The sequence below is a fragment of the Paenibacillus sp. FSL R7-0345 genome (assembly GCF_038595055.1).
GTDB lineage: Bacteria > Bacillota > Bacilli > Paenibacillales > Paenibacillaceae > Paenibacillus_AQ.
The window spans coordinates 6,541,908-6,554,298 of record NZ_CP152002.1 but is presented as its reverse complement, the minus strand read 5'-3'; the positions used below and the strand labels follow the sequence as shown (position 1 = coordinate 6,554,298).

The 12,391-nt window shown below is 52.1% G+C and carries 13 protein-coding genes and 1 riboswitch; all 13 genes read left to right on the top strand.

Annotated elements, in window-relative coordinates; genetic code table 11:
• The first annotated feature begins 132 nt into the window (after positions 1 to 132).
• The 13 genes from prfA (at position 133) to NST84_RS28380 (ending at position 12,367) form a co-directional block, all read left to right on the top strand.
• Entirely contained in the window at positions 133 to 1,200 is a 1,068-nt protein-coding gene (prfA, locus tag NST84_RS28440) for a peptide chain release factor 1 (protein WP_342566544.1), read from the top strand.
• Between the two features lie 25 nt (positions 1,201 to 1,225).
• Positions 1,226 to 2,125 (top strand): peptide chain release factor N(5)-glutamine methyltransferase, encoded by a 900-nt coding sequence (prmC, locus tag NST84_RS28435; protein WP_342566543.1) that lies wholly within the window; start codon positions 1,226 to 1,228, stop codon positions 2,123 to 2,125.
• A gap of 223 nt (positions 2,126 to 2,348) precedes the next feature.
• Positions 2,349 to 3,533: an FtsW/RodA/SpoVE family cell cycle protein gene (locus NST84_RS28430; protein WP_342563361.1), complete on the top strand. Its 1,185-nt coding sequence runs from the start codon at positions 2,349 to 2,351 to the stop codon at positions 3,531 to 3,533.
• 157 nt (positions 3,534 to 3,690) lie between these two features.
• Positions 3,691 to 4,857 (top strand): FtsW/RodA/SpoVE family cell cycle protein, encoded by a 1,167-nt coding sequence (locus NST84_RS28425; protein ID WP_342563360.1) that lies wholly within the window; start codon positions 3,691 to 3,693, stop codon positions 4,855 to 4,857.
• 96 nt (positions 4,858 to 4,953) lie between these two features.
• Positions 4,954 to 5,697: a stage II sporulation protein R gene (spoIIR, locus tag NST84_RS28420; RefSeq protein ID WP_342563359.1), complete on the top strand. Its 744-nt coding sequence runs from the start codon at positions 4,954 to 4,956 to the stop codon at positions 5,695 to 5,697.
• A gap of 150 nt (positions 5,698 to 5,847) precedes the next feature.
• Positions 5,848 to 6,420, top strand: coding sequence for a manganese efflux pump (locus tag NST84_RS28415; RefSeq protein ID WP_342563358.1), 573 nt, complete (start codon positions 5,848 to 5,850; stop codon positions 6,418 to 6,420).
• Positions 6,421 to 6,470: 50 nt separating this feature from the next.
• Positions 6,471 to 7,058 (top strand): low molecular weight protein arginine phosphatase, encoded by a 588-nt coding sequence (locus tag NST84_RS28410; RefSeq protein ID WP_342563357.1) that lies wholly within the window; start codon positions 6,471 to 6,473, stop codon positions 7,056 to 7,058.
• A 50-nt stretch (positions 7,059 to 7,108) separates the two neighbouring features.
• Positions 7,109 to 7,191: riboswitch (ZMP/ZTP riboswitch) on the top strand.
• Positions 7,192 to 7,266: 75 nt separating this feature from the next.
• A complete protein-coding gene (locus NST84_RS28405; protein ID WP_342563356.1) occupies positions 7,267 to 7,920 on the top strand; it encodes a TIGR01440 family protein in 654 nt (217 codons plus the stop codon).
• A 98-nt stretch (positions 7,921 to 8,018) separates the two neighbouring features.
• Positions 8,019 to 9,269, top strand: coding sequence for a serine hydroxymethyltransferase (gene glyA, locus NST84_RS28400; RefSeq protein ID WP_342566542.1), 1,251 nt, complete (start codon positions 8,019 to 8,021; stop codon positions 9,267 to 9,269).
• Between the two features lie 441 nt (positions 9,270 to 9,710).
• Positions 9,711 to 10,340, top strand: coding sequence for a uracil phosphoribosyltransferase (gene upp / locus NST84_RS28395; RefSeq protein ID WP_342563355.1), 630 nt, complete (start codon positions 9,711 to 9,713; stop codon positions 10,338 to 10,340).
• An 82-nt stretch (positions 10,341 to 10,422) separates the two neighbouring features.
• Positions 10,423 to 11,592, top strand: coding sequence for a UDP-N-acetylglucosamine 2-epimerase (non-hydrolyzing) (gene wecB / locus NST84_RS28390; protein WP_342563354.1), 1,170 nt, complete (start codon positions 10,423 to 10,425; stop codon positions 11,590 to 11,592).
• A 171-nt stretch (positions 11,593 to 11,763) separates the two neighbouring features.
• Complete coding sequence (locus tag NST84_RS28385; RefSeq protein WP_342563353.1) at positions 11,764 to 11,997, top strand: ATPase F0F1; 234 nt, start codon at positions 11,764 to 11,766, stop codon at positions 11,995 to 11,997.
• On the top strand, positions 11,990 to 12,367 hold the full coding sequence (locus NST84_RS28380; protein WP_342563352.1) for an ATP synthase subunit I: 378 nt from the start codon (positions 11,990 to 11,992) through the stop codon (positions 12,365 to 12,367). Before NST84_RS28385 ends, NST84_RS28380 begins: the two co-directional genes overlap by 8 nt.
• The last annotated feature ends 24 nt before the right edge of the window (positions 12,368 to 12,391 follow it).

Here is a 12,391-nt window from a genome sequence, read left to right as displayed (position 1 = left end):
TCAGCACGCCGTACTGTAGCCAACTGACAAGAACGGTGCTATAATATAAAGTCGTATATCTATTGTTACTGTAACCTGTAATTTTAAGTATTTAAGCGAAATATATTGAATCAGGAGAGGTGAATTCCCTTGTTGTTGGACCGATTGCAATCATTGGCGGACCGCTATGAGAAACTCAGTGAACTGCTTTGTGACCCGGATGTTGCAAACGACAGTAAGAAACTGAGGGACTATTCCAAAGAACAATCCGATCTGCAGCCGGCCTTTGAGGCCTATGCTGAATATAAAAATGTAATGGAAGAGCTCGAGGCAGCCAAGATGATGCAGGCCGAGAAGCTTGATGATGAAATGAAAGAAATGGTCAAAATGGAGATCGAGGACCTGTCCTCGCGCCAGACCGAGCTGGAGGAGAAAATCCGCATTCTGCTGCTGCCCAAGGATCCGAATGACGACAAGAACGTAATCGTCGAAATCCGCGGCGCGGCCGGCGGGGATGAAGCGGCGCTGTTCGCCTCCGACCTGTACCGGATGTACACCCGTTATGCCGATGCCCAAGGCTGGCGCGTTGAGCTGATGGATGTGAACTCAAACGACCTTGGCGGCTTCAAGGAAGTTATTTTCCTGATTAACGGCCGCGGTGCTTACAGTAAGATGAAGTACGAAAGCGGCGCACACCGCGTACAGCGTATTCCAGCCACAGAATCCGGCGGACGGATTCATACCTCCACTTCAACGGTAGCAGTGATGCCGGAAGCGGAAGATTTTGAAATTGAGATTCATGATAAAGACATCCGCGTTGATACGTTCTGCTCCAGCGGAGCGGGCGGACAGTCCGTTAATACGACTAAATCTGCTGTGCGCGTAACCCATATTCCTACCGGTATCGTAGCTACCTGTCAGGACGGCAAATCGCAGAACTCCAACAAAGAGAAGGCGTTGCAGGTACTGCGTGCCCGGATTTCCGATGTGAAACGGCAGGAAGAGGAAGCGAAGTATGCCGGGGAACGTAAGAGCAAGGTCGGTACTGGCGACCGCAGTGAGCGGATCCGCACGTACAATTTCCCGCAGAGCCGGGTAACCGATCACCGGATCGGCCTGACGCTGCACCGTCTGGAGCAGGTAATGAACGGGGAAATTACAGACATCATTTCGGCGCTGTCGATTGCTGAGCAGGCAGAATTGATGGAAAAAGGAGAATAATGCTTTGAAACACGGCTTATATGTCATGCCTCATGTGCAAAGCATCCGGGAAGCCTTTGCGGAGGCTTCTTCTTTTTTGGACAAAAGCGGGTGCAACGAGCCGCAGCGCAGCAGCCAGCTGCTGCTGGAGCATGTGCTGGGCGTAAGCGGAGCCGCTTATTATATGGCGCTGGCTGACCCTTTTCCCGCGGCGCTCAAGGACGCCTGGGAAGCTGCAGTCCGCCGGCGGGCAGCTGGTGAGCCGGTGCAGTATATCATCGGCGAGCAGGAGTTTTACGGACGGGCGTTCGAGGTAACGCCGGACGTGCTGATTCCGCGGCCGGAGACGGAGCTGCTCGTCGAGGCTATTCTCAAGTACGGTGCGGAGCTGTGGCCGGACGGGCTCGTCCCGTCCGCTGGCGACGCACACGGCGCAAGGCCGCTGGCCGCCGTCGACATCGGCGCCGGCAGCGGAGCCATCTCCGTCACGCTGGCGGCCGAAGCGCCGGCGTGGCGGGTCTGCGCCGGCGACATCTCGCCAGGCGCACTGGCCGTGGCCGCGCGCAATGCCTTGCGGCATGGCGCGGCTGTGGACCTGCGGCTCGGCGATCTGCTCGAGCCGTTTGCGGGGATGGAGACGGATATCCTCGTCTCCAACCCGCCGTACATCCCCGGCGGTGACATCGCCGGGCTGCAGCGCGAGGTGCGCGACCATGAGCCGCGCACTGCACTGGACGGCGGCGACGACGGGCTGGACCCGTACCGCCGCATGATGGAGCAGCTGCCGCTGCTGCCGGCAGCCCCGCGCCTGGTCGGCTTTGAGCTCGGCCAGGGACAGGCCGGCGATGTGGCCGCGCTGCTGCGCGCGGCGGGCCACTGGACCGAGATCGTCACCATCGACGATCTCGCCGGCATCCCCCGCCACGTGTTGGGCATCGCGCGCTAAGTGCCTCTGCTTGAGCCCCTGCATCTCAGCCGCAGGCCGTGAGCCTTACACTGAGCTAACGCGCATTACACGAATGTAATTCTCTATCTTTCACCGCCCCCGCTGTTAGAAGAACAGCCGGCGGTGAAATTGTATTTTTGCTGCCCCTTCCTTTACAATAAGAATGAACGGACTTCTACAGCTGCTGAAGTGGAAGCTCAAGTAACGAGTAAGGAGACAGGATATGCTTCAGAAGATTAAAAAGATTGACGGCGTTATCGTAGTCGTTCTATTGCTGCTGATGGTTATCAGCATTCTCTCTATATACAGTGTGACCCACGGAAGAGACGGCCTGAACGGTCATCATATTAAAATGATCAAGTTCTATATCCTTGGCCTGGTTGCTTTTCTGGGCATGACGTTCATTGATTACCGGCTGATCGTCAAATATGCACTTTATATCTATATAACCGGTATCGGAATTCTGGTGCTGGTCAGTTTTATCGGCAAAACCCAGAATGGTGCCCAGGGCTGGCTGAAGATCGGAAGCCTGAGCATCCAGCCGGCGGAGCTGTTTAAGCTGATCCTGATTCTGTTTCTGGCGGCGGTGCTGTTCCGCAAAAATAAGAACAAGCTGCTGTTCTGGAAGGATGTCGTGCCGCTCGGGCTATTGACTCTACTGCCGTTCGTGATTGTAATCAGCCAGAACGACCTTGGTAATGCCTTGTCTTATATCGTCATTTTGGCCGGCCTGCTGTGGATCGGAAATATCAAATTCTCGCATGCGCTGATCGGAATTGTGCTCGTAGCGGGAACGGCAATTGCCGGAATAATGAGTTATATCCATTATCACGATGAGCTGAAGACCTTTCTGACCGATATCGGCCGTTCGCACTGGGTTGAACGGTTTGACCCTTGGCTCGTCCCTGAAAAAGCGACGGCTAAAGCCAGTTACCACACCAAGAATGCGAAGCTGGCTATAGCCTCAGGCGGCATGAGCGGGGAGGGTTATATGAACGGAAGCTCGGTGCAGACCGACCGCGTACCGTATACGTATTCTGACTCGATCTTTGTGCAGATTGCCGAGGAGTTCGGCTTTGTCGGCTCTGCTCTGCTGCTGCTGCTGTATTTTATCCTGATTCACCGGATGATTCTGATAGCCCTGGAGGCCAAGGACCGCAGCGGACCTTTTCTGATTGTCGGTGTTGTGGCGATGATTCTGTATCAGATATTTGAAAATATCGGTGCATTTATCGGCCTGATGCCGCTCACGGGGATTACGCTGCCGTTCATCAGCTTCGGGGGAACCTCACTGATGATTAATATGGCAAGTATCGGCCTTATCATGAGTGTTCGCCTGCACGGGCAGGAAGTGGAGGAGGATCTGCCGGCTCCTGCTGTCTACCCGGCTGCCGCTAAGCAAGGATAATTAAAGACGGGATAATGAAAACTGCCGGACCTCGGAACTGGGGCTCCGGCAGTTTTTTTTATTTGGCTGGTGAATACCCGTACATTTGTATTTTGGCAGCGGCATGCTTTAATATGGGAATTAGAAGTTATTTCCTGTACTGATAGGAGTCCGCCAGATGCTGCAAAGAATTAAAAAGATAGACGGGATAATCGTAATCGTGCTGCTCCTGCTGATGGCTGTCAGCATGTTGTCGATATACAGCGTTACCCATGGCCGGGCTGAGGACGGCTTCCATATCCAGATGGCCCAATATTACGCGGCGGGCTTTGTCGTTTTTTTCGGATTATCCTTATTCGATTACCGGATTCTGGTCAGGTATGCAATATATATTTACATTCTGGGGATCGGGATTCTAGTGCTGGTCAGTTTGTTTGGAACCGTAAAGTTTGGCGCCAGAGCCTGGCTGGAAATTGGGGGCTTCAGCTTCCAGCCGGCTGAACTGTTCAAGCTGATTCTGATTTTGGCGCTGTCGGCCCTGCTGGTCCGGCTTGGCCGGAGCCAACTCCGGTTCTGGCGTGATGTTGTACCGCTTAGCCTGGTTGGCCTGCTGCCGTTTGGTATCGTTATTCTCCAGAATGACATGGGGAATGCCCTTAGCTATATGGTTATTCTCGTCGGCCTGTTGTGGATAGGCAGGATCAAGGCTTCACACGCGCTGATCGGGCTGCTGATAGCCGGAGGCGCTTTTGGGGCTTTTGTTTACAGCTATATTAACTATCATGAGCAAACGGCGGATTTTTTGAGCGCAACGATCGGCCGGGAGCATTTTATCAAACGCTTTGACCCCTGGCTGGTGCCGGAGCGGGCCAGCAGTGATGACAGCTACCAGACGCGAAATGCGCGGATCGCTATTGGCTCAGGCGGCCTGAGCGGGGAAGGTTATCTTGAGGGCAGTTCAGTCCAGTCTAATAAAATACCAGTGCTGTACTCTGATGCCATTTTTGCGCAAATTGCTGAGGAATTCGGGTTTATTGGCGCAGCGGTGCTGCTGATGCTGTTTTTTATCCTGATTCACCGGATGATTCTATTCGCGTTGGAATGCAAGGATAAGGCCGGGCCTTTTCTGATCATTGGCATAATTGCGATGCTGCTGTATCAGATTCTGGAGAATATCGGAGCCTATATCGGCCTGATGCCGCTTACGGGTATTACGCTGCCGTTCATCAGCTTTGGGGGCACTTCGGTTCTGATTAATATGGCGAGTATGGGCATTGCCATGAGTGTGCATATATACGGCCGGGATGTGGAGGAGGAGCTGCCTGTCCCCGCAATGTATTTTTAAGCAGGAGATAAACTTTTAATAGTTTAATAGGTTTGCAGTCTCTCATTTCCGGACATACTGGGAGTATAAGAGGTTCAGGGAGAGGGGCTGCAGGAAATGAAATTATTCTCGCCGGAGAGACAGGAAGCCTTACGCGTTACTTTTAAGCATACTGCCATTTTATTTTCTTTTCTGATGGTGCTGATGATGGTCTGGGAAGGACAAAAAAGCGATGCGGCTGTAGCAGAGTCGGCTATTCCGCAGGAATCGATCCGTCTGCGCATTCTTGCTAATTCTGACGGAGCCGGGGATCAGCTGGTCAAACGCCAGATCCGCGATGCCGTGGTGGAGCAGATGAACCAGTGGGTTTCCGGACTGGAGGACCCGCAAAGTCTGGAACAGGCACGGGCTTTGATCAAAAGCCATTTACCGGAGCTGAATGAGCTGGTTGCCCGGGAACTGCTGCAGCGGGGAATTGATTATGATTTCCAGGTCGAGCTCGGTGTCGTGCCATTCCCGACCAAGCTGTATGGCGGAACAGTATATCCGGCTGGTGAGTATGAAGCCGTGCGGATTACGCTGGGAGCGGGAAAAGGACAAAACTGGTGGTGCGTGCTGTTTCCGCCGCTCTGCTTCATTGATGCAGGTACTGGTGACGCCGCCGCTAAAGGAACAGGAGTTGCTTCGGCTGCCGGAGCTGAGACAAGCATGAATAATAAGACTGCGGATAACAATGATAATAGTTTAAAACAAACAGCGGCAGCTGCAGACGGCGGCGAAGCAGAAGCGCCGGAGGTGCGTTTCTTCCTCTGGGATATGCTGAAGAATCTATGGAATTGGATTAGCGGGCTGTGGGCCTGATCCGGAATTATGAATATTTGGTCATAGTAATATAGCAGCTTCGGCCCCGTCCTGGATGGGGCCGTTTATTGTGCGCACAGCCTCTCCCCAGTCATGATTGTCCCATTGTCTGCATATCGTTGTTGTACAAGACATTCAGACTTTGGGGGTATGGGCATGGCGGGGGTTTATGCTGGCTGGGGCCAGCTTGTAACGATTGCCATCATGGCAATTGCACTGGGGATGGATGCCTTTTCGCTGGGCGTGGGGATTGGAATGAAGGGCATCCGTCTGTTGCATGTACTGCAGCTCAGCCTGCTGATTGCTTTTTTTCATGTACTGATGCCTCTGCTCGGTTTGTTCACCGGCAGTTACGTAGGCCATTTGCTGGGACAAGTAACGACATATGCAGCCGGAGGACTGCTAATTCTGCTGGGCGGGCATATGGTCTGGAACACTTTCCGCAAAGAGGAAAACACAAGCCGGCCGATGGATCACCGCACCTTCTGGGGCATGCTGCTTATTTCACTGAGTGTGAGTATTGATTCCTTCTCTGTAGGGGTATCCCTGGGGATGTTCGTGGACAGTATTATTTTAACCGTACTGGCCTTTGGAGTCTGCGGCGGTTTCATGGCTATTACCGGTTTGCTACTGGGAAGGCATGTCAGCCGCGGGCTTGGTGATTACGGTGAGGCGCTGGGCGGAGCGATTCTTTTGGGGTTTGGCTTGCTGTTCATCTTCTGATACAATAACGGCATCAGAATTTTATATTATCCTTCATGGAGGTGGAAAGCATGCTGAATATTTTATTCGTCTGCACCGGCAATACATGCCGCAGTCCTATGGCTGAGGGGCTTTTAAGGAAGCTGGCAAAGGAGCGGGGCATCGAGCTTGCAGTACGGTCTGCAGGCGTTTCCGCCATTTCCGGCACATCCGTATCCAGACATGCCGCAGCGATTCTGCGCGAGGAAGGAATTAACGATCCGATGAGCTCCACCCAGCTTAGTGCGGAGGCCGTGAACTGGGCGGACCTGGTGCTGACGCTGACCGGCGGGCATAAACGGCATCTGCTGCAGTATTTCCCGGAGGCGGTATCCAAAACTCACACACTCAAGGAATATGTATATAATGAGGACTCTGTAAACGGCGATATTAAGGAGCTGGACAGCCTGTACGCGGAGGCAGAGCTCTCTGTCGCACTCGGCCGGGAGCCCAAATCAGCAGACCTGCAGCGGATTATTGAAATCCGGCAGCGGATTCCGAGCTTCGATATCTCTGATCCGTTTGGCGGCTCCCGTGAGGATTATGAGCTTGCCGCTGCCGAGATCCGGACTGCGCTTTACAGTCTGCTCGACAAATTAGAGTCCTTACGCCGTTTGTAAAGAAGGTTGATTTTTTGCAGGCTATCCATTAAGATGTAATAAATATTACCCGGTTCCGGTGTGACTGGCGACAAGTGTGGATGAAACCACGATGGAGCACTGGAATAAACGGCCGGTCGCCTGGGCAAAAGAGCACATCCGCAGCCACCTGCGGACTGCTCTTTTTTGTTTAAATTGACATAATGAGTGCTTGGAGGAGGCGTAAGCGATGGATGAGGTCATGAAGCAGGACTCGCCGGAAGAACGCGCAGCAGGCAGTATATCAGGGCAGGGGGAGTCTCCGGCGGGTGCGGAGCTTTCGCTGTCAGAGGCAGCTGCTGTGGTTGTGGGCGAGCTGGCGGAAGCCGGTAAGCTTGGGCCCGGCAGGATTCTTGTAGTCGGGGCCAGCACCAGTGAAGTTGCGGGTGTACGGATCGGCACCGGCGGTGCCCTGGATGTGGCGCAGCAGCTGCTGCAGGGAATACGCCGGATAGCAGATGAGCGGGGCTTCCATACTGTATACCAGTGCTGTGAACATTTGAACCGCTCACTGGTTATGGAACGTTCCCTGCTGGAAGCTCTGGGTCTGAGGGAGGTTTCGGCTGTGCCGGTTCCCGGCGCCGGCGGTTCGATGGCTGCAGCAGCCTACGGCTCCATGGAAGATCCGGTTCTGGCCGAGACAGTAGAGGCCCATGCCGGCATTGATATCGGCGAGACGCTGATCGGCATGCATCTCCGGCGGGTGGCTGTGCCTTTCCGGCCAAGCCTGCGGTATATCGGCTTAGCCAGAGTGAATGCCGCCTTCAGCAGACCGCCGCTGATCGGCGGTGAACGTGCGGTCTACCGCACACAGGAGACCAGCGGCTCCCCGCAGTGTGATTAAACCCGCGGAATAAAAATTGCAGCATCGTACAGCAGTCAGCCAGAGGTTTTGATTTAACACCACATAAAATTATGAGCAATACAGGGAGGAAGTAAGAAATCATGGAACAATTGCGCAAGAGTGACCCGGCAGTACTGGAAGCAATGGGGCTGGAGCTGAGCCGTCAGCGTGCCAACATCGAGCTTATTGCATCAGAGAATATCGTCAGTGAAGCTGTAATGGAAGCAATGGGTTCTGTGCTTACGAATAAATATGCCGAAGGCTATCCCGGCAAACGCTACTATGGCGGCTGTGAAGATGTAGACATCGTGGAGAACCTTGCCCGCGACCGTGCCAAGGAGCTGTTCGGTGCCGAGCATGTCAATGTTCAGCCGCATTCCGGTGCCCAGGCGAATATGGCGGTCTATCTGGCTGCGCTGAATCCTGGAGATACTGTACTGGGTATGAACCTGGCCCATGGCGGTCATTTGACGCACGGCAGTCCGGTTAATGCCTCCGGCTTGCTGTATAACTTTGTGGCTTATGGTGTACAGGAAGATACATTCCTGATTGATTACGACGAAGTGCGCAAAGCTGCATTCAAGCACCGTCCTAAGCTGATTGTTGCCGGAGCAAGCGCCTATCCGCGGACAATTGATTTCGAAGCGCTTGGCAAGATTGCAAATGATGTCGGTGCGCTGTTTATGGTTGATATGGCGCACATTGCCGGCCTCGTTGCTGCCGGACTCCACCCTAGCCCTGTGCCGCATGCCCATTTTGTTACAACAACAACCCACAAAACGCTGCGCGGACCGCGCGGAGGGATGATCCTGTGCAGACAGCCTTGGGCTGCTGCTATTGATAAGGCTGTGTTCCCGGGCTCCCAGGGCGGACCGCTGATGCATGTTATTGCATCCAAAGCCGTATCCTTTGGTGAAGCACTGCAGCCATCCTTCAAGACCTATGCCCAGAATGTTGTAAAGAACGCCAAGGTACTCTCGGAAACGCTGATCGGTGAAGGTATTAATATCGTTTCCGGCGGTACAGACAACCACCTGATGCTGCTGGATACCCGTAACCTGAATATTACCGGTAAAGATGCAGAGAAGGTGCTGGATTCCATCGGAATTACCGTAAATAAAAATGCTATTCCGTTTGATCCGACCAGCCCGTTTGTAACAAGCGGTATCCGCATCGGTACGCCGGCGGTTACGTCCCGCGGAATGGACGAGCAGGCGATGAGCGTCATCGGCCGCATTATTGCCAAGGTGTTGAAGAATCCTAAGGATGAGACGGTGCTGAGTGAAGCGGCCCGCGAGGTAGCTGAGCTTACCGAGAAATTCCCGATCTATCCTGGTTTGCAATACTAATAACTAATCCGGCTTCAGCTTATGGAGCGGAATTACGCCTCGGCAAAGACTGTTTTTTGAAGGTCTTTGCCGGGGCTTTTTTTATTGCTAAGGTGTAAAGTTGCATAATGTTCACAATTTAAACGCGGAAATTGTCGATAAATTCCATGAAATATCCATGAAAGTTCATGGAAATTTCAATAAAAACAGTGAAAAAAATGTGAATGGTATTAAAAAGGTGAAATAGCATACACTAAGGCTCGGTTTATATCCTGAGAGATTGAGGAATAAGCCTAGACTTGTCTTTACAGGCTTCAGGAGGAGCTGCAGTTTTATGCAGCTACTTTCCCTTCGGAGGTGAAATACACCTCCGGTGATGATATAATAGACAAGATTTAGCCTCAGAAGCGGCAAAAGCGCTTTCTGCGGCTGACAAGACTTACATTTACCGGAGGGACAGAAATGGGAAAATTGGTAATTTGCGATCATCCTTTGATTCAGCACAAACTGACATTTATCCGCGATGTGCGGACCAACACAAAAGAATTCAGAGAGCATGTAGATGAAGTGGCGACACTTATGGCTTATGAAATTACACGGGATATTCCGCTGGAGACAATCACTGTACAAACACCGGTAGCAGAAACAGAGAGCAAGGTTATTTCGGGCAGAATGCTCGGGCTGATTCCGATTCTCCGCGCCGGTCTTGGAATGACTGAGGGCGTTCTCAAATTGCTGCCTGCAGCCAAGGTAGGCCATGTAGGCCTGTTCCGTGATCCGGAAACGCTGCAGCCGGTTGAATATTACATTAAGCTTCCTACTGATGTACAGGAGCGTGAACTGATTGTAATCGATCCGATGCTGGCTACAGGCGGCTCTGCTATTGCGGCAATCACGTCGCTGAAGAACCGCGGCTGTACCCAGATCAAGATGATGAACCTGATCGCTGCTCCGGAAGGCGTTGCGGCTGTACAGGCTGCTCACCCTGATGTTGATATTTACGTAGCTGCGCTTGATGATCACCTGAATGATCACGGATACATTATTCCGGGACTCGGGGATGCCGGAGACCGTTTATACGGAACCAAATAGGACGTAACGGAGTATTAGAGAATAGCGGCGCAGACTTCTGTCTGTGCGGCTTGCTACCTATATAGTAGAAAGGGGTGGGGAAATGACTAAGAAAATAAAGGTAATGACTATCTTCGGCGTGCGTCCGGAAGCTATCAAAATGGCGCCGCTCGTACTTGAGCTGAACAAGCATCCTGAACATATCGAGTCAGTTGTGTGTGTAACCGCACAGCATCGTGAGCTGCTTGATCAGGTACTGGAAGTGTTCAAAATCGTTCCCGATTATGATCTGGACGTAATGAAGGACCGGCAGACGCTTAATGAAATCACTATCCGTGTGCTGGAGGGGCTTGAGCCTGTTCTCCGTGAAGCCAAGCCGGATCTGGTACTTGTCCATGGTGATACACTGACAACCTTCCTGGCCAGTTATGCCTCCTTCCTCCAGCAGATTCAGGTTGGACATGTAGAGGCGGGACTACGGACCTGGAACAAGCTGTCTCCATATCCTGAGGAAATGAACCGTCAATTAACAGGGGTTTTGGCTGATTTACACTTTGCTCCGACTGACTGGTCTGCAGGGAATTTGAGACACGAGAACAAAAAAGAGTCAAGTATCTATATCACAGGCAACACCGTAACCGATGTGTTTCAATATACCGTACAGCCGGACTACCGGCATCCGGTGCTCGATTTTGCGGCGGGAAAAAGATTAATTCTGATGACGGCGCACCGCAGGGAGTCTCAAGGCGAACCGCACCGTCATATTTTCCGTGCTGTCAAAAGAATCGCTGATGAGTTTGAAGATGTCGCTATTGTCTATCCTGTGCATCCGAGTCCTGCAGTCAAGGAACCGGCGCATGAGATCCTGGGCGGACATCCGAGAATCAAGCTGATCGATCCGCTGGATGTTGTTGACCTGCACAATTTTTATCCGCATACCCACCTGATTTTGACCGATTCCGGCGGCCTGCAGGAGGAAGCTCCCTCCTTTGGAGTTCCTGTGCTCGTGCTGCGTGATACGACTGAGCGCCCGGAAGGGATCGAGGCCGGAACTTTGGAGCTTGTGGGGACGGACGAGGAGAAGGTGTATCAACGGACACATGCTCTGCTGACTGATCAGGCACTTTACCAGTCGATGAGCCGGGCCGCCAACCCGTATGGAGACGGCAAAGCTTCTGAAAGAATTGTCAATGCGATTAAGCACCATTTCGGTGTAAATGCCGATCGTCCAGAAGAATTTCATAAAACGTTCACAAATGAGGTAAAAGGCTAAAATTACTAATATACGAAAATGAAAATACAGCATACAGTGAAACTGTACGGTTTGTATGGTTTTGAATAAAAATGCTGTGATTATTTTCATGTTTTCATGCACTTTTGGGCAATTTTCGGTGAATTGACAAAGAGTCTGGATATTCAGTAAAATTAGTTGGGATTGTAGCCTATGAAAGAGCCGAAGCGTGAAGCCGGGCTGGGAAAAACCGCTCTGGTGATTGCAAGTGCAGGCACTTTGCTTGCCGCTTACATTATGATAGGTATCTTTGCAGCAAGGTGGCTTCAACGCCAGATTGACGGCCCTGAATTCTGGGTTGCAATCGGCGCGATTTCCGGAATGGCTCTGGGAATTATTAACGTCGTCCTGTTAATTAAAAAATTTCTGGGGGAGCAAAATGGATAATATGACTCCCATGATCAATGCCGTAACAAGAGTCACATTTGTACTCATGGCCGGATTGCTGATGGGATATGCTCTTCATCATGAAACCCGTGCAGTCACACTGGGGATGACACTCGGTTTGCTTGCGGGTATAGTGAATTTCCGTTATCTGGCCGTAAAGGTGCGGCGGGTAGCTGAATCGGTTGCAAATAATGAGGGGAAGGCTTTCAGTCTCGGGTTTGTAACACGGATCAGCTTTGCCATTCTGGTCACTATGTTCTCGGTCAAGATTGAGCATTTCTCGCTTGAGGCTACTATTGCTGGAGTCTTTATTCCCCAGCTTCTCTCTATTCCGGTAGGGATTTATTTAAGTGTAAAGAACAAGATGTAAGATTAAAGGGAAAGGGGGATGATA

What these genes read in the sequence shown, in the direction of transcription:
- NST84_RS28410 (WP_342563357.1), top strand. Translation starts at nt 6,471, where the DNA reads ATGCTGAATATTTTATTCGTCTGCACCGGCAATACATGCCGCAGTCCT.
- NST84_RS28385 (WP_342563353.1), top strand. Translation starts at nt 11,764, where the DNA reads ATGAAAGAGCCGAAGCGTGAAGCCGGGCTGGGAAAAACCGCTCTGGTG.
- prmC (WP_342566543.1), top strand. Translation starts at nt 1,226, where the DNA reads ATGCCTCATGTGCAAAGCATCCGGGAAGCCTTTGCGGAGGCTTCTTCT.
- NST84_RS28425 (WP_342563360.1), top strand. Translation starts at nt 3,691, where the DNA reads ATGCTGCAAAGAATTAAAAAGATAGACGGGATAATCGTAATCGTGCTG.
- NST84_RS28405 (WP_342563356.1), top strand. Translation starts at nt 7,267, where the DNA reads ATGGATGAGGTCATGAAGCAGGACTCGCCGGAAGAACGCGCAGCAGGC.
- spoIIR (WP_342563359.1), top strand. Translation starts at nt 4,954, where the DNA reads ATGAAATTATTCTCGCCGGAGAGACAGGAAGCCTTACGCGTTACTTTT.
- upp (WP_342563355.1), top strand. Translation starts at nt 9,711, where the DNA reads ATGGGAAAATTGGTAATTTGCGATCATCCTTTGATTCAGCACAAACTG.
- NST84_RS28430 (WP_342563361.1), top strand. Translation starts at nt 2,349, where the DNA reads ATGCTTCAGAAGATTAAAAAGATTGACGGCGTTATCGTAGTCGTTCTA.
- wecB (WP_342563354.1), top strand. Translation starts at nt 10,423, where the DNA reads ATGACTAAGAAAATAAAGGTAATGACTATCTTCGGCGTGCGTCCGGAA.
- NST84_RS28415 (WP_342563358.1), top strand. Translation starts at nt 5,848, where the DNA reads ATGGGCATGGCGGGGGTTTATGCTGGCTGGGGCCAGCTTGTAACGATT.
- NST84_RS28380 (WP_342563352.1), top strand. Translation starts at nt 11,990, where the DNA reads ATGGATAATATGACTCCCATGATCAATGCCGTAACAAGAGTCACATTT.